A 23890-nucleotide genomic window follows, 5' to 3' on the forward strand; every position below is an offset into this window, starting at 1 on the left:
GTGATCTCGCCGTAGACCTGCTCGGCCTGTTGCGAGGATCGCAACGGGGTCACATCGATCAGTACGCGACTCATCCCCATGCGGGATCCTCGGCGAGCTTGTCGCTGCTCCTGTGATGGAAGCTCTTGCGCCGCAGTACTTGCTCGATGTCCGTGACGACCCGGCTGCGCGGATAAGGGATTTCCGCCTCGAGGTCAGCGATCGTCGCCTCCGTGGCGCGCCATTCCGCGGCCAGTCATCCCGCGATACGCCCCACGACGACGACCTGCGGACTGACTACGACGTCGTCGTGTCCGCGCCGGCCGGTGAAACGATCTCAGACCGGGCGATCGCGGAGATCGAGCGGGTGCTCCGCGGCGAAGCCGACCCCGACCAGCCCGACGGGAAGGGGCATCGGGCCGACTTCTTCGTGCCCAAGACCCACGAGCCCGCCGTCGCCGTCCCAGCCTTGGCGGCGGTTCTTCGGCAACTGGGGCTTCCCCCGGCCACGCAGGTGTACTGGACCGGCTGCGATGGCGACATGCCACTGGCGGAGCTGGATCAGTAGGCGGCGGATCCGGGTGATTCACGCCCCGGTGTTCGCTGTGATCGGACGCAACGCGCATGTCTGTTTTCGATGACGCGTCGCTGGATGGGCGCGCGCATGGCTGCGGCGCCCACCGGTGATCGCCTTCACTACACCGGCACGGTCACCGCCGCCGACAACTGGGACGTTCCCGCCGACCGCAAGGTCGTGCGGCCGGCCGGACAGCGTGGAAGAGCTGTACCATCAGGCAGGCGGCAATTCCTCCTCTGGTTCGGCCTGACTCCGCCCGCGACCGCGGCGTTGCGCTCAGCCCGACTGGAGCGAGCCCTCGGCGTGATCTACCAGCCGCAGACGGAACGCGAGAGCCACTACTTCCGAGCGCGTGGCCGACCAGGTCGATGCCGTGATCCATATCGACGAGACACGTGCGCTCGAACCGCCCGAACGTACCGCCCGATGGAAACGGGGCGAGGCCCCGGAGACCTATCCCTTCGCCGACGTCGAACGTTTCGGTCGGCAACGCCCTCGATTCACCTGCACAGGGCCGCGCGGATGAGCCCCGTCTGTGCCCTGCATGAAGCTTCCTCGGCGCCGTCCGTCTGGTCGCCATATGAGGCTGTAATCGATTCGGCCGCAGACGCGTGAGTACCGTATGAGTCAACGTCCTCGCCGAACAGATCCGTATGGAGCCAGGCCCGCCCTGTCGCCTGGGGGTCAGTTCTCACGTGTCGTCGGCAGCATTCTCCCGTCCGGCCGGGTGCGCATTCTTCCTGCCGTGATGAGCAGGAATACCCCTGCGGTGTAGACGGCGAGTACGGGAAGGAGGGGCCGGCCGCTCGGGGCGAACCCCTGTGCCGAGATCCTGGCCAAGGCGAAGCCGACCGCCGCGACCCCGGTCGCGAGCAAGGGCCACGACTTCCGGCGGAGTGAGCCGATGTCCGCGCCTCGCCGCGTGGAGGTCAGGCGCTCCGCGGGGCGCAGTGCCATGGCCATCGGAATGAACAGGACCGTGAGCGCGAACATCCAGATCAGGCGCTGACGAAGCCAGGCCGATGACCCGATCGGTGTTGATGGAAGCAGGCCGGTGGGGTACAGGGCGACCGCCGCGAGGATCACTGGGGCCATGTGCCACAGGTACAGCGTCATGGCCATTCGGTTAGTCCGCGCCACCGCCCGCCACAGATGCGGCCGGCGCAACAGGCGCGTCATGGCCGGTTCGGCGGCGAGCAGCAGTCCCACCTGGCCGATGGCGAACGCGAGGAGAGCGACCGAAGGCGGTGCAGAGTTCTTGATCCGTGCGCCGGGAACCCCGACCATGCTCACCGGGAAGGGGCCAAGCCACACCAGGCCCACCAGGACGGTGATTCCCATGGCGGCCAGTGTCAGCGGCCGCTGCCTGGTGCGGGTGAGCGCGCCGTGATGCCACGCGAAGCCCAATTGGTATATAACTCCCCACACCAGCAGGTAATCCGCCCATCCCAGCAGTGGGGGGTGGGACAACAGGACGGCCGTGTTCACCCCCGCGGCGCCGACGGCGAGCACGGCCGGCACCCCAAGGCCCCACCGCCGATGGGCGGCGTGCAACCCCGGCGTCACGGCCAGCAGGCCAAGGTATATCGGCAGGAACCACAGATGGAGGGCCACCGCCCACCCCGCCCGTCTGAGCACGGCTGGGTCGACCTTGGCGGCACGGCAGACGGCGACGACGGCGACGGCCACCAGGACGTACGCCGTGGTAGGGCCCACGAGCCGGATGGCCCGCCCGTACAGCCAACAGCCCCAACCCTCGCCGCGAGTACGGTGAGAGGTCCAAGACGCCGCATTGGCGAAGCCTCCCACCAGGAAGAAGACCGGCATCACCTGGAACGGCAGGGAAAGCCACTCAGTCCACGGCAGTCGTGCCATCACGTCCTGTCCCTCCAGATGACCGCCGTGGTACGTGATCGATATCGCCAGCCAGTGCCCGAGTACCACCAGGACCACCGCGATGACACGCAGGAGGTCGACGTACCGGTTACGGGACCGCCCGAGGCTGCGGTTCTTATGCGGGCCTTCCATGCTCGGCTTCACGGCGGGTCCGGGCCGTAGCCGCCGTCGTCCGGTGTCTCGATGACGAAGATGCCCCCGGCATCGACCGGTAGACAGTCGCAACCCCGCGTCGTGGTCACGGAGCCGTCCGCGTGTTCCACCCATTGCCGACCGACTCCGCCGGGTCCGCCGCCGGCCGTACCGTACGGTGCGACGCGTTCGTGACCGGGGGGCGTGATGACGGTCATCGGCTGCAGGAAGCGGATACCTCGCCTGCCGCCGTCTCCTCCTGGCCGGTGCCCGGCGTCACCGCTGCCATGGCGAATCCCGAGGGTCTCCAGACGTACGGGGTAGCGCCAACCCGGGACCTTGGGATCGGTGAGCCCGGAGTCGGTCATCTGAGTCTGCACGACGGAAGTGCCGTCGAAACCGCCCCCGGCGCCGGAACCACCGGCCACCATCTCGTAGTACTGGTGGTGGTCGTCGCCGAACATCACATTGTTCATGGTTCCGCAGTGTTCGGCCACGACGCCGAGCGCGGCGTAGACCGCCCCGGTGACCGCCTGTGAGGTATCCACGTTGCCCGCCGCAACGGCGGCCGGGTACTCGGACGAGAGGATCGTGCCGACGGGACGCCGAGCAGATCCCTGGTCCCGGCGACGTTCGCGTCCCGGTACCGTTCGGCATCGTCCGAGAGCAACTTGCGCACGACGAGGATTCCGCCGGGCCGCCCGCCTGCCGACCACATCGATGAACGTGCGGTTGCGATCGATCCAGAATTTCCAGTCCCGTGTCATCTCAGCCCCTCGTCTCACCGCTCGTCACGATCGGTGGACACCGCGGCCTCAACACCACGTTCGGCGACAGACGGGCTGCCGGGAAGGGGCGAAGGTCCACATCCGGTCCATACCGCCTGATGCCGCCGTTGATCACGTCCACGCGAGTGGTAGATGAGAAGATTTTTCGGATGACGAGGTTCTGTAAGGCTTCCTCCTGGATGACGAGGCGGAAATCGCTTCGCGCGATTTGACCGGCCGGTTCGGACGGTAGTACGAGGGGCAGGCCCAGCCCGGCGGAACGTCATCGGAGTCCCTGAAAAGGGGATTGGTTTCGTTGGGGCTCTACGGCGAACGCCGTCACGTTCCGTCGCGGGCGATACGCCGATCGGCGGGCCGGCCTGGACAATGGAGGCCGGTCCACGCCCGGGCCTCGGCCGGTGACGATGTCGATGACGGTGAGACCCGAAGAGGGACGTTGCAGGATTATGGGGCGCCAACGTAGAACGGACATCGACGTTCGCTCGATGGCGACACGAAGAAAAGGAATCTCGAATATGACAGTCCGCGTCAAGTCGCTGGTCGCCGCGCTTGGATCGCCCAGGCGATGCTGCGCTCGTCGAGCGGCATGATCGGCATATCCGGGTACTCCTTCAGATCGCGATGCTCTTCGGCACGGTCTGCGGCCTCCTGCGCACTCGGCGGTGGCCCGGTCGATCGGCCTGTCCGAGCACGTCGTGCGGTCGCTGGCCGCCGGGCGGATGCCCGGTGAGCTGTCCGCCGTCGAGAAGGCCGCCTGGCGGTTCACCCATGAGCTGACCTCCCGGCGGCGGTGGAACAGCCGGCATACGACGAGGCCCACGCGATCTTCGGGACACAAGGCCTCACCGACATGCTGACGCTCATCGACGCCTATCAGACCGTCTGCGGCATCCTCAACGCCTTCGAGGCTCCCCCGCCGCAAACGGACCAGGGCCAGGCCGGTTGATCGCGGGCGGTCCCCCCGGGCCGTCCCGGTCACGGATGCCATCGCCGTGACGACGACATCGCTGAAGGAATCAAGATAATGAAGATCGGTATCGGGTTGCCGAACCAGGTGCGCGGGACACGGCCCACGGTCATCCCGGCCTGGGCGTCACGGGCCGAGCAGGCGGGGTTCTCGACACTGGGCACGGTCGGCCGCGTGGCCTACCCGGGGGTGATGGACACCGTGGCCCTGGCGGCCGCGGCGGCCACCACGACCTCCATTGGGCTGTTGAGCGGCATCATGCTCGGCCCGGTGTGGCCGCCCGTACTGCTGGCCACGGAGACGGCCGCGATCGACGCGGTCTCCGGCGGCCGCCTCACCCTCGGAATGGGCGTGGGAGTCCGGCCGGACGACTTCGTCGTGGACGGTCTGGGCATGGCCGCCCGCGGGCGGCGATTCGACCAGGACCTCGATGTCTACCGCGACGTCTGGCGGGGCGAGCCGGTCGGCGGCGGTCCGAACCCGGCCGTGCCCCCGGAAGCGCGGGAGATTCCGCTGTTGTTCGGGGGAGCGGTACCGGCCTCGTTCGAACGGGTGGCCCGCCGGGGTGCCGGCTACATCGGCGGCTCGGTGCCGGCGCCCATGGTCGCGCCGGCCTTCGACGCGGTCCGTGCCGCGTGGGCGACGGCCGGGCGCGAGGGCTCGCCCCACCTGGTCGCGCTCGCCTACTTCGCGCTGGGCGACACCGAGCAGGGCCACGCCAACGTCTGGGACTACTACCAGAGCACGGGCGATGAGGTGGCACGCCTCATCACCGACGGCATGGCCTCCGGGCCGGGACGGGTCAAGGACGCCGTGGCCGCGTTCGCCGACATCGGAGCCGACGAACTCATCCTCAACCCCGCGGTCGGGGACCCGGACGAGATCGACCGCCTCGCCGACATCGTGCTCTGACCGAGCCGGACCATGCCCGCGTCGCGGGCCCTGATGAGGAGCGAACAACGTGGACAAGCGTCAGCGGCACACCGAAGCCGGATTCACCACCGACCCGGCGCGCGCCGCCGAAGAGGAGTTCGACGTCATCGTGTGCGGTGCGGGCTCGGCGGGGTCGACGCTCGCCGGGACGCTCGCGGCCGACGAGGACCTGCGGGTGCTGCTCGTGGAGGCGGGTCCCGACGACGTCGACGCCCGGGTGTCCGATCCCGACCGGTGGTTCGAGAACCTCGGCAGCGAACGCGACTGGGGCTTCGTCACGGCGCCCGGTGCCCACGTCGACGGCCGGCGGCTGCCGTACTCGATGGGCAAGGGCCTCGGCGGCGGGTCGAGCATCAACGTCGGCGTGTGGTCGCGCGGTCACCGACGCGACTGGGACGACATGGCGGCGAGCTGCTCGGACCCGCGCTGGGACTATCGTTCGGCGCTCGGCGCCTACCGCGAGCTCGAGACATGGCACGGCGAGCCCGACCCCGACCGGCGGGGGACCAAGGGCCCGATCCACGTCCGTCCGGCACAGCCGCTGCACCCGTTCTTCGCCTCGATGCTCGCCGGCGCCGAGTCCGCGGGCCTCGACCACTACGACGGCCCGAACGGGGAACTCGCCGAGCGGGGCACCGGCTGCGCCGTCCGGGACGAGATCGTCGAGGACGGCGTGCGGTGCTCGCCCTACCGCGCGCTGGTCGCTCCCCGGCGCCGGCAGCCCAACCTGACGGTGCTGACGGAGACCCTGGTCACCCGGGTTGTTTTCGAGGGCGGGCGGGCGGTCGGCGTCGAGGCCCTGTCGGAGGGCCGGACCGTCCGTTTCCGCGCGGCGCGTGAGGTCGTGCTCAGCCTCGGGGCGGTGCAGACGCCCACGATCCTCATGCGGTCGGGCATCGGGCCCGCCGGGCACCTGGAGTCGCACGGGATCGGCGTCCTGGCGGACCTGCCCGGTGTGGGCGCGGGCCTCGACGACCACCTGATGTTCGGCTGCGTGTGGGAGGCCGGCGCGGCGGAACTGCCCCCGCCGCCGCGGGCCCAGGCGGTGTGCTTCTGGGGCAGTGACGGACGTGTGGCGTCGCCGAAGTTCGTCATGTACTCCGGCGCGAGCGCGTTCATGAGCCCCGAGGCGGCGGCGCGGTACGGCATGCCGGAGTCCGCCTTCACCTTCCTGCTCGGCATGCGCCTGCGGTCGCGCGGGTCGGTGCGGCTCGCCGGCGCGGATCCAGCGAGCGCTCCGGTGATCGAGACCGGCTACTTCGACGAGCCCGAGGACCTGCGGGACGCGGTCGAGGCGTACCGGTTCGCCCAAGAGATCGCCAACGCGCCGGCGATGCGCCCCTACCGGGGCTCCCGCGCGATCCCCGGGAACGTGTCCGACGCCGAGGTCGCCGCCTACATCCGTACGGCGGCCGGCACCTTCTGGCACCAGTGCGGGACGGCCCGGATCGGTGCGGGCGGCGACGCCGTCGTCGACTCCGAGCTTCGCGTCAGGGGCGTGGCCGGCCTGCGCGTCGCCGACGCGTCGGTGCTGCCTCGGGTGACCTCCGGGAACACCATGGCCCCGTGCGTGGTCATCGGCCATCGGGCGGCCGGCCTCATCCGCGGCTGAGCCACCGGTTCGGGATGGTGGACGGGAAGCCGCTGAAGAGGGGTTGGGATCGCATATCGTTCGCCAGGCTATTCAAAGAACTATGGGGACCTGGGTGAAGGACTCACCAAGGACGCTGGTCGTCCGACGATCGAAGAAGAGATACCAGAGATGCGCAACAGAAGCGATATCTCGCAGGGGGTGCTCGGTACTGATGAACGCCCCACGGAGTCTCTCAAGGGAGTTTCAGGGGGCAGGCCTGGCTTCCGATTCCGCCGGGGACCCGGTGCAGGTGACGGTGAAGGTGAATCCGATACCGTACCGTGGGAGTTGCTCCCCTGGGCGTACGTATGCGAGAAGAGTCCGGCTGATTGCCCGCTTGGCGTGCTCGCCATATGCGTGAGCTACAATATGTCACTGACGGGAGTCTCTTCCAGTTCCTTCGGAATTGGTACGGCGAACCTGGCGATGAAAGCATCGAATTCCCCTCCGGGGCCCCTCTGATGCCCGATTTGCTTAGCGGTCCCGGAACCGCATCGCCGCTGGTCACCGGTCCCGAGCCCCTGAGGACCATCCGGCGAAGAATCGTCGTGTCAGGCGTGATCAGCGATCGTCTTCGTCGTCGAATGCCCTTTCGACCTCGCCCAGGCACTGTCCCAACGGGCGGTTGCGCGACAGCCAATGCTCATGATGCCGCCGCGCCTCCTTCTCTGCGATCATTCGTGCGGCGGAAGGGACGGGCTCGGCACTCCATCGGTCGAGGGTACCGAGCATGCCCTCGACGAAGAGGTGTCCGGTCGCTGTCAGGCATCCGCTACCTTGCAGCAGCCTCGCGACCGCCCGGGTCGCCGCCGTCCAACGCACGAATTCGGCGTGCGCGAAGATCGCACGCCGCCCGGTCTCCACGTGACGCTGACGCCGCCAGAACCCGCTGACGCCCAGGTGTGCGTATGCCCCCTGTAGGAGGCCGGCCGCTGGGCGGGGATCGTCGCGCCACGGGGCGTAGAAGCGACGGCCGTCATCCGGCAGAGTCAGCGTGACGAACTCCAGGAGCCCGCTGAGCTTGGTGTGCTGGATCTCGTGAGCGAGCGTGAGTGCGAGGGTTCGGCCGTCGCGAGGTGGAGACATGGCTGTGCAGCCGAACACAGCCGTCGACGTGGCGCTGTGCTGGTGCGAGCCGTTCATGGCAAGCGGTGTCAGCACTCTGATCGCCGACTGGACCTCGGCGGCCGTCGTCCAGTGGTGTTCGACCAGGATGTCCCATGCTGCGCGGAACACCGACTGCCAGTGCTCGGCCTGCGCCCTCGTGAGCCGGCGACCTGGCTTGACCGGGAATCGGTGGGGATCGAGGTCGTCGATGAGAAGGTCGATCTCGAGGCCGTCGTGGTTAGCCGTCAGCCGCCGGAGGCCCAGCCAGCCCGGTCCCTCCAGTTCTGGATGTGCCGGGATCACGACCCGAGACCGCGGGCCGATCACCTCGGCCCGTCCCGGTGCGGACCGGACCAGCGCCCGCCCACTCTGACCGGGCAGGGATGCCTGGCCGAGCGACGGCAGTGTCGCGGTCTCCGCGATGATCGGCACTTCGAGCGTGGCCGGATGGCCGGCGCGCACGGCCGCCGCTGCCGCGACTCCCCCGAGCGATTCCGGGTTGGCCTCGCGGCCGGCGCCGGTCTCGCTGCTGACCAAGGCGTTCAGTGCCCAGGCACCGACGGCCGGGTGGCCGATCACGGCCGCGACCACGTCCGGGCGTGTGCGCTGAACGTCCGCCAGCACACGGTAGGCGGGGCGGACGGCTCGGGCCGTCTCTCCGCCGGCCTCACGGGCGGTGTCGGCGACGCCTCTCACCAGCAGCACGTGCTTGCTGTACTCGGCTCTCGCGAGTTCCCTGACAACCTCCGCTCCGCCGCTTCCGGCGGCCAGCGCTCGTGTGGCGTGATCAGTGAGCCGATGCCTGCGAAGACGCATCAACACCTCACGTGCTGGATGTCGGACTTCATCCGCGCTCTGATGTGCTGTATAAGACGCAGGAGATCGGGACAGTACACGGACGGATTGGCGAAGCCGCTTCCTGCACGGTAGCGATGGGCGTACTGACCGCCACCGCAGATCATCCGAACGGAACACGCTGAGCAGGCATTCGAAAGCGCACCCACGCCCAGTTGTCGTGCCACGAAATGCGGCAGCGTCAGAACTTCGTCGAACGTATTGTGCGCAAGGCTGAAGCCGGTATGCGTAGCCCCTGGATAGGCGGACTTGAGAATGTCGGACTGCTCGATCGAACCGTCGGTCTCGATGACCAGAACGGCCACCGGAGACAGGCCGATCGCCTCGCTGCGGGACGCGCCTCCGAGAAGAAGATCGAGAATCTCTCGAAAGATGAGAATGGAGGTTTTCTCCACGGGCGCGGTGTACCAGTGCTCAAAAAGGGCAATGAGCCAGTCGGCGTACGGAGTCTCCGTTCCGCCCGGAGGGCGGCCTGGTGGCGGCGCGTCCCAGTTGCCGTGTGGCAGCAGGAAGTCCACGGCCGGTGGATGCCACCGCAGCAGACTCTCGTAGGTCTCAATCGGATCGTTCGCCAGGTCGATCGTGCAGAGGAGACCGGAGAAAAGCCTGCGGTAGGGCGCTCGGACTAACTGCCGGAGAGCCGATGCGACCTCGGCGTAGCTGCCCCGGCCGTCCGCGTGACGCCGATGCCGATCATGTGCGAGGGCGCCGCCGTCCATGCTGACGCCGATGGATACGTCGAGTTCGTCGAACAACGCCAGGTGTTCGGGTCCGAGTGTCACGGCGTTGGTCTGGATCCCGAAATCAACGCGTGTCGACGTCTCGGTGATGTCACGCACCGTCTCACGTATGCCTTCCACGGCATAGCGAAGACGATCCACTCCGGCCAGCAGGGGCTCTCCTCCATGAAGAACAATTTTCACGGAATCGAGTTCGTGGGAAACGGCATGCTCGGCAATGCGCGCGGCGAGTTGGTCGATCACGACCTTCGACATCCGGCGCGGCTGCTCACGCCAGCCCTGATCGGCCATCTGGTAGACGTAACAATAGTCACACAAAAGATCACACCGGGCGTGGATCTTTACGATGAACTCCTGGAAAGGAGTGGGTCGCCAGCCATCGGCTAGGAGGCTGGTGACGTCCAGCAGAGCCGGCCACTCCCCGCCTTCGATCACCTCGCCCACCTCCACCCGAGCGCGACATAGAGGTACTTAACCCATTATCTTTACGTCCGGACAAGATTGCTAGATGGGTGAGGGGTCGAAGTCGAAGTCGAGCCTTTTGCGGTCCCGGGCGACCCGGGCGTCGGGGTGGTCGATGCCGAGAGTGCGGACGTACTGGTCGAGCGTCTCCGCGAACAGCGCCTCGGCATCTTCCTCCTCGCCGGTGGCCGCGAGGTCAAGTGAGAGGTTGGCGGCGCATCCGAGCGTGACCGGGTGGCACTTGCCGAGCACCTGCACCAGATCTTTGTGCGTTTCCTTCCCCAAGGCGCAGGCTTCAGCATGCTCTCCAAGCGCCGCCAAGTCGCTCGCGAGGTTGATCGCCACGGTCAGCGAATAGTGGTGGCTCCGGCCCAGGCGTGCGTCGAGTCCGGCGAGTGCGCGTTCGTCGTACTCTCGCGCACCGATAACGTCGCCGCGCACCCGGCGCAGCAGCGCAAGGTTGCCCAGGCACCCGTAGTTGTACGGGTGTTCTGGTCCGTACACCGTCGGATAGCGGTCCACTGTGTCCTGCGCGAGGTGGAAGGCCTCGTCGATGTGCCCAGCCGTCCGGAGGATGTTGGCGAGGCTCATAGCCGCCGCAAGCGTGTCCGGGTGGTTTTCGCCGGACATGCGCTTGAACCGCTCGAACACGTCTTTCGCGAGGTCCAGGGCATCGTCATAAGCGCCGGCCCGCCGGAGTGCGATGCTCAGGTCCTTCGCACTGAGCAGGGTCAGGGAGTGATCGTTGCTGAGTTCCTGCTGGCCGTACTCGTACGCCTCCTCGCCGAGGAAGCGGGCCTGGGTGTAGTCGCCGCAGAGGCGTACCGTCCGCGCCAGGCCGTCCCACGAACCCAGGACGTCGGACCTGCTCACGCCCTCCGTCGCTTCGCTCTGTTCCACGAAGGTACGCTGATGGAGTTCCCGTGCGCCCTCGTAGTCACTGTTGAGGGCGTAGTCCAACGCCAGGTTGTTGAGCATGTTCAGCGTGCGTGGGTCATCCTCGCCGAACGCCTCCTTGTGCCGGTCGTACAGATCCTGATCATGCGTCTTGGCCCCGGCGAAGTCGCCGGTCGACCGAAGGTCCGCCCCGAAGCTGTTGCCGACGAGCAGCGTCTCCTCGTGCTCGGGACCGAGGACCTGGATGCTTCGCTGCAGGATGTTCTGGTTGAGCTCGTACGCTTCTCGGTAGTGGCCGAGACCGCGCATGATGTTGCCGAGTTCCCGCTCGGCCGCCAGCACGTCGGGGTGGTCAGAACCCGAATCCTGCCGCCAGCGACTCAGGAACTCCTCAGTGAAGGTCTGCGCCGACTTGTTGTTACCCGAACGATGGAGGTATCGCACGATGTCGCGGGCGAAGGAGCGTACCTTCGGGTCCCGGCATTCGGCCACCCGGGCCGGACCGATGTGGGGAACGAGTTCGGCGTAGCGCGGCCACGTGGTCTCGGTGTCCGGCGGCCCAGGGGCCGCCGACGCGAGCAGCAGGTGCACCTCGTGGCGGAACTCCGCTTGCTCGTCCGGTGTCAGGGAATCCCGGAGCAGCGCCTGGACCAGACGATGCACCAGAATCGTGCGGCTGACCGGATCGATGCGGCCCAGAGCGAACCGCCCGAGCATGCGGGTGGCGTGGGTGCGGGTCATAGGGTTGGCGACGATCGGGCGCATACGCGGGCCCGCGCCGCGGGACCCGAGCCGCAAGACGTCCACCGGAATGGGATCGGGGCCGAAGAACGCGCAGCAGCGGAGGACCTCGAGAGCCTCAGGAAGCTTGGAACTGAGCGTGGAGACCGACAGGTGCCAGGCGGCGGTCATCGGCGCCGGATACTCGGACGGCGCGTTGTCCCCAAGGACTTCGGACGGTTGCTTGCTGAGAAGGTCAAGGTACTCGTCGACCTGCTCGCCGGTCTCCACCAGGAGCGCCGCAGCCTGCTCGAGGGCCAGTGGAAGGTCGCCGAGCCTCTCGGCCATCCGGTCGGCGTCGGCCTTGTCGATCGCGTCGGCCATCCGCTTGCTGAGGAAGCTCACGCTCTCGGCGCGGTCGAACACGTCGACCGCGACCGTGTCGACGACGCTTTCCCAACGTTGGTTACGCGAGGTGATCAGCACGTGCCCGGGGCCGCGGGGGATCATTCCGTTGATCTCATCTGGATCATCGGCGTTGTCGAAGATCAGCAGCCAGCGTTCGTACGGCTGACCCTGGCGCAGCCTCTCGCGGACCGCCGCTGCCGCCTCCTCGATGCCGGTCGCCTTCAGCGACGGCAGGCCCAGTGGCTCCGCGAGTGCCGCCAAAGCGGCAGGAACCAGGCGCGGCTGGTCAGCAGAAATCCACCATATGAGGTCATACTCGGACTGGTAACGGTGGGCATATTCAATGGCCAGCTGCGTCTTACCGACGCCGCCCATACCATGTAGCGCGTGCGGCACGACCGCGGTGACTTCGCCGGCGATACCGGCTCGCAGCCGGGACAAGAGCTCCGATCGACCCGTGAAGTTCTTGTTCTGGGGCGGAACCCCTCCCCAGACGTCGGGCGACCTGCGCAGCTGCCGTCCCGAGCTCGGCGAATCTGAAACCGTCACGCGTAGCCTCCGCGTCCATTCGCCCTCATCGGGCCTTCACCTCATCATCCTAGGCGCGCACGTAGGTGACCGCACAAGTCACCTGGCAGATCCCCGGGCGAGGGGGTGACAAAAACCATGGACAATACCAAGATTTGGACATGGCCGGAATATGGCCTGCGCGCTTGTCCCCCCGATGTCAAAGTTCGACAAGCCCAACCGTAGCGGTGTATCTATATGCAGGTGGGAGTGGCCATCCACCTCGTACCCCTGGTTCTTCCGAGGCTTTCTCGGGTAGTGGAGGACTGGGCGGTCGAAGTAGTGGCTGAGTAGACCGACCACGAGGAGTCTACGTGCACGACTATGACCAGACGGCCGAGGAAGGACCCCTCGACCTCAGCGAGGTCAGCCTGTCCGACCTGAACAAGATCGAGCCGTCAGCACTCAGGTCGGCGATGCGGCGCCAGCTTGACAGAGCACGATGTGAAGCCATCGCCGGTCACCAGTCCAGTATCTGACCGAGGTTCATCGCAGCCGAGACGAAAAAGCTCATGATGGTACCCAAGGACGATGCAGCCGCTTATTGGCAGAAACTACACCAAACCATGACTCCCAGTCGCCTGATGCAGCTCGGGTGACAGATCGGCTCGCGTTCATGACAGTCCCATCCATGGTCCACAACATGCGCCGCCGACCATTTGTTGGCGTGCGAGCGTTTCGGTCTACGGATGGTGCCATGTATTTCGGTCGCGAAAGCGAATCGCTGGAACTATCGCGGCTCTGGCGATCGAATCGGCTGACCGTACTATACGGTCCCACAGGTGTCGGCCGCACCTCCCTGCTCGCCGCCGGTGTGATACCGCTCCTTGACACCGCGGACGCCGACGTATTTCCGGTCGGTGGGCTCCTCCATGGCTCCGCGTTTCCCGCCGCCACGTTGTTCGAGCACAATCCCTTCACATTCGCCCTGCTCTCGTCCTGGTTCCCCGCCGAATCGCCGACGTTGCTGTCCGGCACGACGATCACGGCTTACCTCAAGCGCCGCCCACGCCGCACCGACCGCCGAGGACGCCCGTTGCCGCTGTTGGCGTCCGTGGACGGGCTGGACGAGTTGTTCGGCGAGCGGGCCGGCCAGGACCGCCACCGCGAGCCGTTTCTCCGCGACCTCGCCACCGCCCTCGACGAGCATCCCGAGCTTCGTCTGCTTCTCTCGCTCCGGGAGGTCCACCTTGCCGCGCTCTCCGGGTGGCACCCCTTTCGTTCGGCCGCCCGCTTCAGACTTGAGCGCCTGGATCGCGAGGCGGCCACCGAGGCCGTCCGGGACCCGTTCGCCTCGGCCTACCGATTTCCCGAGCCGGAGCTGGTCGACCGCGTGCTCGCCGAGGTGGAGAGCGAAGGGCCGTCGTACGAGCCAACACTCCTGCAGATCACCTGCTCCCGGCTCTGGGACGACTTTCCGGCGGACTCGCAGAACCTGACACTCAACGACGTCGACCCGGCCACGACGGTCAACCGGGCGCTGGCCGACTTCGTGGCCTCGACCCTGAGCGAGGTCGCCAGCGATCACGAACTCCGTCCAGCCGAGCTCGCGACGGCCCTCCACCGGGCATTCGCCGATGGGGCGACGACCGCTCGGCCGCCGGCCATTCCGGCCGCGGCCCTGAGCGCGCTGGAGGACCGGCACCTGATCAGAACGCGGGTCGCTGACCACGAGTTCGAGCTCCTGCACCCTCGTCTCGCGGCGCTGCTCGCGTTTGCTACGGTCTCCGCCCCGCAGGATCCCGAGCCGGTGGACGCCATGCGCGCGGCCAAGAAGGCCCTGGCCAACGGGGAGTTCGCCCTCGCACGACGGCGGGCGGCCGCCACGGTCCGCGGCATACCCGAGACCGACCTGCGACTGCGCGCCGAGGCCGAGTCGCTGCTCGGCAACATCGCATACGCGGACGGCCGGCCGCAGGAGGCCGAACGCCTCTACCACGCCGCGATGACCTTGTTCGAGGCGATGCAGGACAGCACCGCCGTCGGCCAGCTCTTGGGCGCGATCGGCCAGGTCCGGCTGTCGCAGGGACGGTACGCCGACGCCGTCGCCGAGCTGAGCGCTGCCGTGCAACGAGCACCGACCGACCTCTTCCTTAAGACGTGGCTGGCCAAGGCCCTCTCACAGACCGGCGACCGGCAAGCGGCGATCTCCGTTCTCAACTGGGTGCTGAAGGCCGACCGTGACGTTCCCGAGGCCCTACGTACGCGCGGGGAACTCTTGGCCGTCATGGGCGACGCCCACGGCGCCCTGCACGATCTGGAGCGGTCAGGCGAGCTTCGCGAACCGACGGTCCGCGCGGCTCATGCTCTGGCGCTCGCGATGCTGTCCGACGCTGAGGCCGCGCGGGAGGAGATCGCCGACGTGCTGGCCGAGGTCCCGGCCAACGGTCCGGCCCTGTTCTACGCGGCCCGCATCCAGTTGATCACCGGTGACCGTACCGGCGCGGTCGATCTCGCCACCCGTGCCCTGGCCGCGACGGCTCCCCCTCTGATGCCGCATCAGCGTGAGGAAGCCGATCGCCTCGTCAGCCACAACCTGTAGCGCGGCGCTCGGCGTACTCCTATGTCCGGAGGCACCATCCCGGCCACCGCGTAGAACTCATCCAGCCTGGCGTCGAATTCGGTGAATCCCGGAGCGCGAGTGATCTGTCCGCTGGACATGACCCCATTCTCGGCGTTTCCGCGACCCATTTCAGTGTGCCTTGCCACGTACGCTGCAAGTTGGCTCGCGGCCAGGCCCAGGGCTCGTGCGCGGTCGCCTTCGGCCGCCGACGCACCGAGAGCAACCTTGGACGCGGCGACGCCGACCGCGATGGCCTGGTCCTGGATGGCGAGGATCCGCCCATCCATGTCCGGCCAGTGCCGCTGGTACGCCACCTCGATGAGGACCCTGAGTCTGGTCGCCGCACCGACCAACTCGCCATGGTCGTTCTTGCGGGTCTGCTCCTGCAGCTCCCTCCTGGCGCGTTCGGCCTGTTCGGCCTCGCGTCGTAAGGTCCCCCGATGCGTCAGGGCCACGCCGCCCAGGCCGGCAAGAACCACTCCACCCGTCGAGATCGCGGTGCTCAGGATCGCGCTAACGGACACCGAACCGCCTTTCACCCCGAGCAAGTCGTTCATTGGTGAGACCCCACGACAGCCCGTTTGGTTCCTGTGCCGCTCGAATATTGGGTCACGCGGTCTGAGCTGCGGCTATGCGGCATAGTGGTATTCACTGATCACGCCCGTCACGACGCGTCTTCGCCGGATGCTCTGCAGGTCGGTGAGGTCGGCCGGCTACGGCAGCGCGTAACGCCGCCCGACCCCGCCGCGGCTGCCGACGGGCTATCACGCGTCACCGCACCCGCAGCGTGACGCAGAGCCCGGCGGCGCCGACTCGATCGTCCTCGAACGCGGCCCATGAGGGCGGGAGGGGTCAGGAGCTCGTGCCGGTAGCGGACCACACCTCACGCGAGGCGGTGAACTCGCAGGACGGTGTCGTCGCGGGTCCCTGTCTCTCCCGCCGGACCGGTCAGCTCGCGGGTGATCACCTCGTCGGTGTCCACCGTCCATTCTCCGGGACCGGCCGCCACCACGTCGAGGGCGTCGGAGTTCGCCGGCAACCGGAAGTCCATCGGCGGCTCATCGAACCACGACGGCCACCCGGCGTGGCCGATGACCAGCAGCGTTCCGCCCGGCCCGACGGCGGCGGCCGCCGAGGCGAGGATCGCCTCCCACTCGCCCGCCCCGGCCACCGGCGAGTGCAGGAACTGCGCCGACACCAGGTCGAAGACCCCATCGGGGAACGATCGGGACAGATCGTGCTGCTGCCATGTGATCCGGTCGGCCACGCCGGCCTCGGCCGCGGCGGCGGCCGCCCTGCGCAGCACCGTCTCCGACACGTCGACCGCGGTGACCCGCCACCCCCGTTCCGCGAGCCAGATCGCGTCCCCGCCCGTCCCGCACCCCAGGTCGAGCGCCGTTCCGGCCGGCAGTGCGGCGGCCTCCCGGGCGAACAGGGGGTTGGCCCGGGCGACCCAGTCGGCAGGTGGCTGCCAGCCTCGGTAGAACCCTTCCCAGTAGGTCTGTGCGGTATCGGTCGGAGCCGGGACGGGCATCGTCCACCGCGGTGTCCTCGCAGCGCTATCGGTCATGGAGCAATGGTCACCGGACTAGCTCGTGACAAGCAAATGAAGTTGCCGGAATGGCAAGGCCGGGGGCTCGTGGCGAGCGGCGCCTGACCGCCGGAGGGGTGTGGGCTTTTCCTCGGGCATCTACTGAGGAGAGAAAATCGTCGTCTCAGGAGACGCCCGCCGAAAAGACACCCCACCCCTGCGGCCCGATTCCCGCCCTACGGGGTGGAATGGTTGCCGCGGTCGGAGATGAAGCGCCGGAGCAGGTGTCCACATAGGTCATGCCTTGGATGGGGTTGCGCTTGACGCGCCGACGTTCGGGCACGAGTCCTCCTCCTCTTCCTGGTCGGGGGAAACCGGTGCGATCGTCCGGTCGAGAAGGACGATCGGCACGAGGGCCGCCGCCAGACCGGCGCCGATCCATGCGACGGAGGTGATGCCCGCGCCGGCGTTCAGGGTGACCCCGACGAGTGCGGGGACGAGGCTGATGCCGAGCTGGAACGCGGAGACGGTGGTGGACCCGGCCAGCGTCGGCGCCTCGGATGCGATGGCGAACACCCGCGCGTAGATGGCCGGGTTCAGCACGAATCCAGCGATCCCAAGAAGGAGGACGAGGGGAACGACGGCCGGCGCATGGCGGGCCAGGATCGCGAGCAGGACGGAACTGGCCGATATCCCGAGCGCTCCGGCCAAGAGCGCGTGCACGGGCCGCCGATCGGCGATCCGGCCACCGACGGACAGGCCGATGAAGGCACCGACACCGAACAGCGCGAGAACCGCGGGGACCCAGACGCCCGGGATACCGGTGACGTCGGTCAGGAACGCGGCGAGATAGTTGAACGAGACCATGTACGCGGTGGTGCTCAGGACGGTGACGGTGTAGACGATCCACAGTCGCGGTCGCCTCATGGTGCGGAGCTCGCGCCGTACGCTGGGTTCCTGGCCCGCGCTCGTCGCCGGCATCGCGACCAGGCTCAGGACTGCACCGGTGGTGGTGAGGGCCACCACTCCCCAGAATCCACCCCGCCATCCGGTGAAGTGACTGAGCAGCGCGCCTGCCGGGCCGCCGGCGATCATCGCGAGGCTGAGGCCGCTGACGACGACTCCGGAGGCGCGTGCGGTGCGGTCGGGTGTGACGAGGCTGATCGCGGTGACCGCCGCGACCGCCCAGTACCCCGCATAGGCGAGGCCACAGAGGAAGCGGGTGGCCAGGAGCACCGCGTAACTTCCGGTCAGAAGGCCGATCGTCACAGAGGCGGCGAAGACGGCCTGAGTGGTCACCAGCGTGGTCCGCCAGGGCCAGCGCAGCGTCATGATGGCGAAGGGAGGACCGCCGATCACGACGCCGATGGCGAATGCGGAGATCAGCGCGCTGGCGGAGGACAGACTGATCTTCAGGTCGTCGGCGATTCCCACCAGGACCCCGGCCAGCAGGAACTCAGCGCTGCCCATCGCGAACAGGCTGAAGGCGAGCAGGTAGACGCCGAGCGGCAGTCTTTCGCGAGAGACCGGCACGTCCTGCCGCGCGGTTTCGGCGCTCACCGGTCTCGGCCCCGTGCCGCGGCGCGACGCCGTTCAACGGCGTGGTCGACGTCCTCCTCGAGCAGGTCGGTGTTGATGGCGAAGGCCGCGGTGGACCCCATGCCGGCGGCAGTGATGACCTGGGCGCGCGGGTCGATGACGTTACCGGCGGCCCAGACGCTGGCGACGCTGGTGCGGCCGGTGCGGTCGGTGGTGACCCAGCCGTTGTCGTCCTTGGCGCAGCCCAGATGGGTCAGCAGTTCGTCGCGCGGGACCATGCGCGGGAACAGGAAGGCGGCGGCGCGGGGGATGGCACGGCCGTCGGTGAGTTCGACGCCGCGCAGTCGGCCGCCGACGATGGCCAGATGCTCGATCTCGCCTTCGACGATCCGCAGGCCGCGCGCCTCGAGCCTTTCCCGATCCTGCGCCGTCAGTTCAAGGGTGTGCGCGAAGAAGATGACGTCGTCGCTCCAGTCGCGCAACAGCAGGGCCTGGTGCACCGCGCCCGGGTGGGTGCCGAGGACGGCGAGCGGCCGGTCGCGGACCTCGTGGGCGTGGCAGTAGGGGCAGTGCAGAAGGTCCTTGCCCCATCGTTCGCGCACGCCGGGGATGTCGGGCAGTTCGTCGCGCAGCCCGGTCGCGACCAGGACCCGACGGGCCTTGAGCACCGGGCCGCCGACCAGGCGGACGTCGTAGCCGTGGTCGATCTGTTCCACCCGGCCCTGGATGAGCCGGACGCCGTACCGGGCGATCTCGGCGCGGCCGAGTTCCAGCAAGGTCGCGGGGGACAGGCCGTCGCGGGACAAGAAGCCGTGCACATGCGCGGCGGGGGCGTTACGCGGCTCACCGGCGTCTATCACCGCCACCGTGCGGCGGGCGCGTCCAAGAAGCAGGGCGGCGTTCAGTCCGGCCGCTCCGGCGCCGACCACCACCACGTCGTAGGTCCCGTCGCCGGCGGCGCGCGGTGCGCTGCCGTTCGGGTCGTTCGTCGCCTTGATCATGGCGATCACCTCCGCGCCGATGGTGTGGGCCCCGGTGGCGGACCGGCAACTTCTGTTGCTGATTCGGGGACGGAGGAGGTGGAATGAGGAGATGGACGAGCAATCTCCGATCGCCGCCACGCTGGCCCAGGTCGGCTCACGCCTCAAGCGCATCCGCACTCGGCGCGGCGTGACCCTGGCGCAGCTGGCCGAGGCCACCGGCATATCCAAGAGCACACTGTCGAGGCTGGAGGCCGGCCAGCGCCGTCCGAGCCTGGAACTCCTGCTGCCCATCGCCCAGGCCCACCAGGTGCCCCTGGACGAGCTGGTCGGGGCACCGGAGGTCGGCGATCCACGGATTCGCTGCAAACCCCGCGTCCGCAACGGCCGTACGGTGATCCCCCTCACCGCCCACCCGGGACCCCTCCAGGCATGGAAGTCGGTCATCCCGGCCGAGCAGAACCGCCCCGAACCGTGCACCCACGAGGGCTACGAGTGGCTGTACGTCCTGTCCGGCCGCCTGCGGCTCATCGTGGCCGACCACGACCTGGTGCTGGGACCGGGGGAGGCCGCCGAGTTCGACACCCGTCTGCCGCACTGGTTCGGCCCGACCGGTGAGTCTCCCGCAGAGGTCCTCAACCTGTTCGGCCGCCAAGGGGAACGCATGCACGTCCGTGCCCGGCCCCGCCCCCGGCAGGAGACGGCGTCCCGGTTCCGCGGACGAGCGGGTTGAGCGAGGGGGCGGTCGTCGAAGCGAGGTCGTGGTCAGGCGCGCGCACGTCTCCCCGGCGCGGTGATGCGGTGGAGTTCGAGCGTGGGCGGCATGGGGGCGATGCCGGGACCGCCCGCGGCGAGCCAGGCGGTGACCTCGGCGATCGCCTGGTCGTCGTTGACGAACCCGAACCAGGTCGGCCGGGCGCCGCGTCGCCGGCCCGACGCGGAGGGGTGGACGACGACGATGTTGCCTTCGGCGCAGGGGCCGAGGCAGCCGGAGACCAGGACCGGCACGGTACGGCCCGCGTGGTCGCGGGTTCGCCGCAGGGCCGTGAGGTGGGCGTCGTGGTCCGTATGGGGGTGGCGGTGCGGTGTGCCGCAGCAGCAGCCGCGGCACACCACGATCCGGCCGGCGTCCCGGCGGGTGCTCATGTCCCCGGCGCCAGGCAGCGGACGGCCCCGTCACTGGTGGCCGCCAGGAGTCTGTCGCGACCGCCCCAGGTGAGCGCGGTGACCTGGTCGTCCAACTCCCACCGCGTGCGGGTGGTGCGGGAACGTCCGGGCGTGCCGGCCGTGGCGTCCCAGACCGCGAGCGTCCCTTCGGCGCCGCCGGTGGCCAGGGTGGCCGTCGCCCCGGGCCGCCAGGCGAGCGCGGTCACGCCGTCGTGGGCGCGCAGCATGCGCGGGCTGGAGCCGCGGGGGCCTTTTCCGGCGAAGTCCCAGACGGTGACCTCGGGTGCGCCGTCGGCGGCGAGCCAGCGTCCGGTGTCGTCGAAGGCCAGCCGGGACACCTTGCCGGGGTAGCCGGACATGGTGAGTTCGGTGGCGTCGCGGGTGCGCCAGATGTGGATCGAGGCGTCCTGATTGCCGGTGCAGAGCCAGCGGCCGTTGGGCGATGCGGCGATGGCCAGATGCGAGCCGGTGTAGGTGTACGCGGCGACCGGGTCGGGCCGGTGGCGTTCGTGGCACCGTACGCCGTTGTAGGCGGTCAGGGCGAGGCGACGGCCGTCGCGTAGCCAGACCAGGTCGGTGACGGTGCTCGGTGCGGGTGCCGTGCGCCACAGTTCGCGGCCGTCCACGCCGAGGACGGCGACGGTGCGGCCGTCGGCGACCGCGACCCGGTCGGGCGCCGCCCAGCGTGCGCGTGCCGACCAGCGCGTTGTTTCGACGACCAGGGTGTGACCGGTGGCGGCGGTCCACAGCGCGTACCCCAGGGGACCGGTCAGGGCCAGGTGCACGCCGTCGGGGGAGAACGCGAGGTCGAGCAGCCCGCCGGGCAGTGTGAGGGTGGCGGTGGGGCGACCGTCGGAGGCGTCCAGGACCCAGGCGGTCCCGCCCGCGCCGCCGATGGCCACCAGCCCGCCGGCGGCGGCCATCGCGACGGGCGCGTCATCGATCCGGCTGTGCCAGATCGTGCCGGTGAGCGTCGTGCCGGTCACGCGGGGACTCCGGCGAGGCAGGCGGTGAAACCGCGTTCAAGCTCGGCGCGGTCGAGGTTGCGGCCGATGAAGACCATCCGGTTGGTCCGGGGCTCGTCGTCGCGCCAGGGCCGGCCGTCGTCGCCGTCGAAGAGCATGTGGACGCCCTGGAAGACGTACTGCCGGTCGGAGCCGGCCAGGGCGAGGATGCCTTTGGAGCGGAAGATGTCGGTGCCTTTGGCGGACAGCAGTTCGCCGAGCCAGTCGTTGAGCCGCTCGACGTCGATGTCGCCGGGCAGTTCGATGCCGACCGAGGTGACGCTCTGGTCGTGCTGGTGGTCGGTGTCGATCAGGAACTGCGGGTCGTCGCTCAGGACGCGGGCGAGGTCGAACGCTCCGACGTCGAGGATGCGGCCGAGGTCCAGACCGGCGTGGGCGGTGGGGATGATCTCGGCGACCGCGTTGATCGTACGGAGGCGGTCGCGGACGGCCTGCAGATGGGGCTCGTCGACGAGGTCGGTCTTGTTGAGGATGATGCGGTCGGCGAAGGCGACCTGTTCGACGGCCTCGTTCTCCACGCCGTCCGGTTTGACCTCATCGAGGTGGGTCAGTACGTGCGCGGCGTCGACGAGCGTGACGATCGCGTCGAGCCGGAGCCGGGAGCCGATCTCCTCGTCGACGAAGAACGTCTGTGCCACGGGGGCGGGGTCGGCCAGGCCGGTGGTCTCGATGATGATCCGGTCGAACGAGTCGCGGCGGCGCATGAGGGCTCCGAGGATGCGGATGAGGTCGCCGCGGACCGTGCAGCAGATGCATCCGTTGTTCATCTCGAAGATCTCTTCTTCGGAGTCCAGGACGAGGGCGTCGTCCACGCCGACCTCGCCGAACTCGTTCTCGATCACGGCGATGCGCCGGCCGTGCTCCTCGGTGAGGATCCGGTTCAGCAGCGTCGTCTTGCCCGATCCCAGGAACCCGGTCAGCACGGTGACGGGTACGCGTGGGTCGCGATCGGGGGTGCTCATCGTTCTCCTGTCGTCTTCGGCGGTCCCGGCCGCCCGGCCGGAAGGTGGTGCGGGCTCACGCGCGGCCTGTGCCGTAGCGGCGCCGGAACTGCTCGACCCGGCCGGCGGTGTCCAGGACGCGGCTGCGGCCGGTGTAGAAGGGGTGGCTCGCCGAGGAGACGTCCACGTCGATGACCGGATAGGTGTTCCCGTCGGTCCACTCGATGGTGGTGTCACTGGTGGCGGTCGAACGGGTGAGGAACGCGAAGCCGGCCGAGCGGTCGCGGAACACGACGGGCCGGTAGTCGGGGTGGATACCCGGTTTCATGAGAGCTCCTGATCAGGAGGCGCGGGCGATGGGCCCGAGCCAGGGGGTGAAGGGATCGGCCAGCCGGGCCCAGGCCCGTTCGCCGACGGCCATTTCGGGCCCGGTCAACAGTGCTTCGTCCAGTACCGAGCACAGCTCGCGGTCGAGCAGGTCGGTCCCGGTGAAGCGGATCTCGCTGCGGCGGTCCCCGTGCTCGGGGTGCCAGTCCAGGCACGCCGCGGTACGGCGGATGGGGGAGGCGCGCTGCCACTCGTCGGGTCCGGCGGTGTGCAGCCATTGCCCCGCCGGCTCGATCGACAGCGTCGCCCCGGCGATCTGCCACGACAGCAGGGTCAGCGGGCGGCTGGCGAGCCACAGGTGGCCGCGGGCGCGCCGTACGCCGGTGTCCATCACCCGGTCGAGGGCGGCGTACAACCGTTCGGGGTGGAAGGGGCGGCGGCTGCGCCAGATCAGCGTGCTCACCCGGCCGAACGCCGCCGGGCAGCCGGGGAGTGCGCCACCGGGCTGTGTGCGTTCCAGGACGGCTTGCAGATCGAACGCCTTTCCCGCGTCCACGCCGATGCGGTCGGCGGCGGCGTCGATGTCCGTGAAGCCCGCCCCTGGGGACAGGTGGGTCAGCAGCGCCCGGCCGAGCCCGACCTGGTCGGGATCCGTGTCCGGCCCGGTCCAGGTCAGGAACACATCCGCCGTCTCGGCCTGGCGCGCCAGCAGGCCGGCGAGCGTACGGTGGTCGGTCACGCCGGCGGCCAGGCCGCGCTCGGCGAGCGTGTCGGCGCCGGCCAGCGCGTCCGCGACCGACCCCAGGTCGACGATCATCGCGACGGTCTCCACCACGGCACCCGCCCCCTCGGACGTGATCGCGACATCCAGGGGATCGGCCGTCTCGGGAAGCACGAGCATCAGCCGGCCACCGGGCAGGCCGGTGAGGAAGTCCGGCAGGTCGGCGCGGAGCGCGCAGCTCGCGCAATGGTCCACCGGTACCGAGGTCCGTTCGCCGTCATGGCTGCGCAGCAGGGCGCCGTCCTCGTACCGGTAGCGGGCGACAGGGACGCCGAGCGCGCGCATCCGGACGCACAGCAGATCCGACAGCGCGGCGGACGTCCCGGTGACGATGGTGACACGCAGCGGTTCGCGCACCCCCGCCTCCTTTCCGTT

Annotated in this window: 23 protein-coding genes; 8 read left to right on the forward strand and 15 right to left on the reverse strand. The window is 68.9% G+C overall.

The genetic code is table 11. The features are described from left to right. Window positions 1–115: 115 nt before the first annotated feature. Together NE234_RS25225 and NE234_RS46055 are read left to right on the forward strand one after the other, a co-directional pair. Complete coding sequence (locus NE234_RS25225; RefSeq protein ID WP_252783117.1) at window positions 116–547, forward strand: hypothetical protein; 432 nt, start codon at window positions 116–118, stop codon at window positions 545–547. Window positions 548–643: 96 nt separating this feature from the next. Next, window positions 644–1171, forward strand: a complete 528-nt coding sequence (locus tag NE234_RS46055; RefSeq protein ID WP_406567073.1) for an erythromycin esterase family protein — start codon at window positions 644–646, stop codon at window positions 1169–1171. Window positions 1172–1240: 69 nt separating this feature from the next. Here NE234_RS46055 and NE234_RS25230 read toward each other — a convergent pair whose 3' ends face one another. The 3 genes from NE234_RS25230 to NE234_RS25240 form a co-directional block, all read right to left on the reverse strand. Continuing rightward, window positions 1241–2596, reverse strand: coding sequence for an acyltransferase family protein (locus tag NE234_RS25230; RefSeq protein ID WP_252783118.1), 1356 nt, complete (start codon window positions 2594–2596; stop codon window positions 1241–1243). Continuing rightward, window positions 2593–3351, reverse strand: a complete 759-nt coding sequence (locus NE234_RS25235; RefSeq protein ID WP_256529346.1) for a hydantoinase B/oxoprolinase family protein — start codon at window positions 3349–3351, stop codon at window positions 2593–2595. The genes NE234_RS25230 and NE234_RS25235 overlap by 4 nt, the downstream gene beginning before the upstream one ends. A gap of 632 nt (window positions 3352–3983) precedes the next feature. After that, a complete protein-coding gene (locus NE234_RS25240) occupies window positions 3984–4142 on the reverse strand; it encodes a hypothetical protein (protein ID WP_252783120.1) in 159 nt (52 codons plus the stop codon). Window positions 4143–4162: 20 nt separating this feature from the next. Here NE234_RS25240 and NE234_RS25245 point away from each other — a divergent pair, with 20 nt between their 5' ends. The 3 genes from NE234_RS25245 to NE234_RS45475 all read left to right on the forward strand — a co-directional run bounded on the left by NE234_RS25245 (window position 4163) and on the right by NE234_RS45475 (window position 6884). Further along, the gene (locus tag NE234_RS25245) at window positions 4163–4318 is read left to right on the forward strand and encodes a hypothetical protein (RefSeq protein WP_252783121.1); all 156 of its coding nucleotides are present in this window, start codon (window positions 4163–4165) and stop codon (window positions 4316–4318) included. 78 nt (window positions 4319–4396) lie between these two features. Then, window positions 4397–5251: an LLM class flavin-dependent oxidoreductase gene (locus NE234_RS25250; protein WP_252783122.1), complete on the forward strand. Its 855-nt coding sequence runs from the start codon at window positions 4397–4399 to the stop codon at window positions 5249–5251. Between the two features lie 49 nt (window positions 5252–5300). Continuing rightward, complete coding sequence (locus tag NE234_RS45475) at window positions 5301–6884, forward strand: GMC family oxidoreductase (protein ID WP_252783123.1); 1584 nt, start codon at window positions 5301–5303, stop codon at window positions 6882–6884. 582 nt (window positions 6885–7466) lie between these two features. Here NE234_RS45475 and NE234_RS25260 read toward each other — a convergent pair. The 3 genes from NE234_RS25260 to fxsT form a co-directional block, all read right to left on the reverse strand. Beyond that, window positions 7467–8717 (reverse strand): HEXXH motif domain-containing protein, encoded by a 1251-nt coding sequence (locus tag NE234_RS25260; RefSeq protein WP_252783124.1) that lies wholly within the window; start codon window positions 8715–8717, stop codon window positions 7467–7469. Window positions 8718–8827: 110 nt separating this feature from the next. Continuing rightward, window positions 8828–10051, reverse strand: a complete 1224-nt coding sequence (locus NE234_RS25265; RefSeq protein WP_252783125.1) for an FxsB family cyclophane-forming radical SAM/SPASM peptide maturase — start codon at window positions 10049–10051, stop codon at window positions 8828–8830. A gap of 60 nt (window positions 10052–10111) precedes the next feature. Continuing rightward, window positions 10112–12643: an FxSxx-COOH system tetratricopeptide repeat protein gene (fxsT, locus tag NE234_RS25270; RefSeq protein WP_252783126.1), complete on the reverse strand. Its 2532-nt coding sequence runs from the start codon at window positions 12641–12643 to the stop codon at window positions 10112–10114. Window positions 12644–12975: 332 nt separating this feature from the next. Here fxsT and fxsA point away from each other — a divergent pair, with 332 nt between their 5' ends. Together fxsA and NE234_RS25280 are read left to right on the forward strand one after the other, a co-directional pair. Beyond that, window positions 12976–13140 (forward strand): FxSxx-COOH cyclophane-containing RiPP peptide, encoded by a 165-nt coding sequence (fxsA, locus tag NE234_RS25275; RefSeq protein WP_252783127.1) that lies wholly within the window; start codon window positions 12976–12978, stop codon window positions 13138–13140. Window positions 13141–13304: 164 nt separating this feature from the next. After that, window positions 13305–15203 (forward strand): tetratricopeptide repeat protein, encoded by a 1899-nt coding sequence (locus NE234_RS25280; protein WP_406567074.1) that lies wholly within the window; start codon window positions 13305–13307, stop codon window positions 15201–15203. Here the strand turns inward: NE234_RS25280 and NE234_RS25285 are convergent. The 4 genes from NE234_RS25285 to NE234_RS25300 form a co-directional block, all read right to left on the reverse strand. After that, window positions 15161–15781, reverse strand: coding sequence for a hypothetical protein (locus NE234_RS25285; protein ID WP_252783129.1), 621 nt, complete (start codon window positions 15779–15781; stop codon window positions 15161–15163). The genes NE234_RS25280 and NE234_RS25285 overlap by 43 nt on opposite strands. Window positions 15782–16107: 326 nt before the next feature. Further along, entirely contained in the window at window positions 16108–16794 is a 687-nt protein-coding gene (locus NE234_RS25290; protein ID WP_252783130.1) for a class I SAM-dependent methyltransferase, read from the reverse strand. A gap of 258 nt (window positions 16795–17052) precedes the next feature. Next, complete coding sequence (locus NE234_RS25295; RefSeq protein ID WP_252783131.1) at window positions 17053–18315, reverse strand: MFS transporter; 1263 nt, start codon at window positions 18313–18315, stop codon at window positions 17053–17055. Beyond that, window positions 18312–19295: an NAD(P)/FAD-dependent oxidoreductase gene (locus NE234_RS25300; RefSeq protein ID WP_252783132.1), complete on the reverse strand. Its 984-nt coding sequence runs from the start codon at window positions 19293–19295 to the stop codon at window positions 18312–18314. The genes NE234_RS25295 and NE234_RS25300 overlap by 4 nt, the downstream gene beginning before the upstream one ends. 91 nt (window positions 19296–19386) lie before the next feature. Between NE234_RS25300 and NE234_RS25305 the strand changes: the two genes are divergently transcribed. Then, window positions 19387–20007: a helix-turn-helix domain-containing protein gene (locus NE234_RS25305; protein WP_252783133.1), complete on the forward strand. Its 621-nt coding sequence runs from the start codon at window positions 19387–19389 to the stop codon at window positions 20005–20007. Between the two features lie 32 nt (window positions 20008–20039). On the opposite strand, the gene NE234_RS25310 is transcribed toward NE234_RS25305, so the two are convergent. From NE234_RS25310 to NE234_RS25330, 5 genes are read right to left on the reverse strand one after another with little or no spacing between them, the layout of a single operon-like run. Next, window positions 20040–20420 carry a hypothetical protein gene (locus NE234_RS25310; protein ID WP_252783134.1) on the reverse strand — a complete coding sequence of 127 codons (381 nt, stop codon included), beginning with the start codon at window positions 20418–20420 and terminating at the stop codon, window positions 20040–20042. Further along, the gene (locus tag NE234_RS25315) at window positions 20417–21427 is read right to left on the reverse strand and encodes a WD40 repeat domain-containing protein (protein ID WP_252783135.1); all 1011 of its coding nucleotides are present in this window, start codon (window positions 21425–21427) and stop codon (window positions 20417–20419) included. The genes NE234_RS25310 and NE234_RS25315 overlap by 4 nt, the downstream gene beginning before the upstream one ends. Then, window positions 21424–22428: a CobW family GTP-binding protein gene (locus tag NE234_RS25320; protein ID WP_252783136.1), complete on the reverse strand. Its 1005-nt coding sequence runs from the start codon at window positions 22426–22428 to the stop codon at window positions 21424–21426. Before NE234_RS25320 ends, NE234_RS25315 begins: the two co-directional genes overlap by 4 nt. A gap of 55 nt (window positions 22429–22483) precedes the next feature. Continuing rightward, the gene (locus NE234_RS25325) at window positions 22484–22735 is read right to left on the reverse strand and encodes a type B 50S ribosomal protein L31 (RefSeq protein WP_252783137.1); all 252 of its coding nucleotides are present in this window, start codon (window positions 22733–22735) and stop codon (window positions 22484–22486) included. A 12-nt stretch (window positions 22736–22747) separates the two neighbouring features. Further along, window positions 22748–23872, reverse strand: a complete 1125-nt coding sequence (locus NE234_RS25330) for a GTP-binding protein (RefSeq protein WP_252783138.1) — start codon at window positions 23870–23872, stop codon at window positions 22748–22750. Window positions 23873–23890 lie beyond the last annotated feature (18 nt).

It is taken from the genome of Actinoallomurus rhizosphaericola (assembly GCF_024055675.1).
Classification (GTDB): domain Bacteria; phylum Actinomycetota; class Actinomycetes; order Streptosporangiales; family Streptosporangiaceae; genus Actinoallomurus; species Actinoallomurus soli.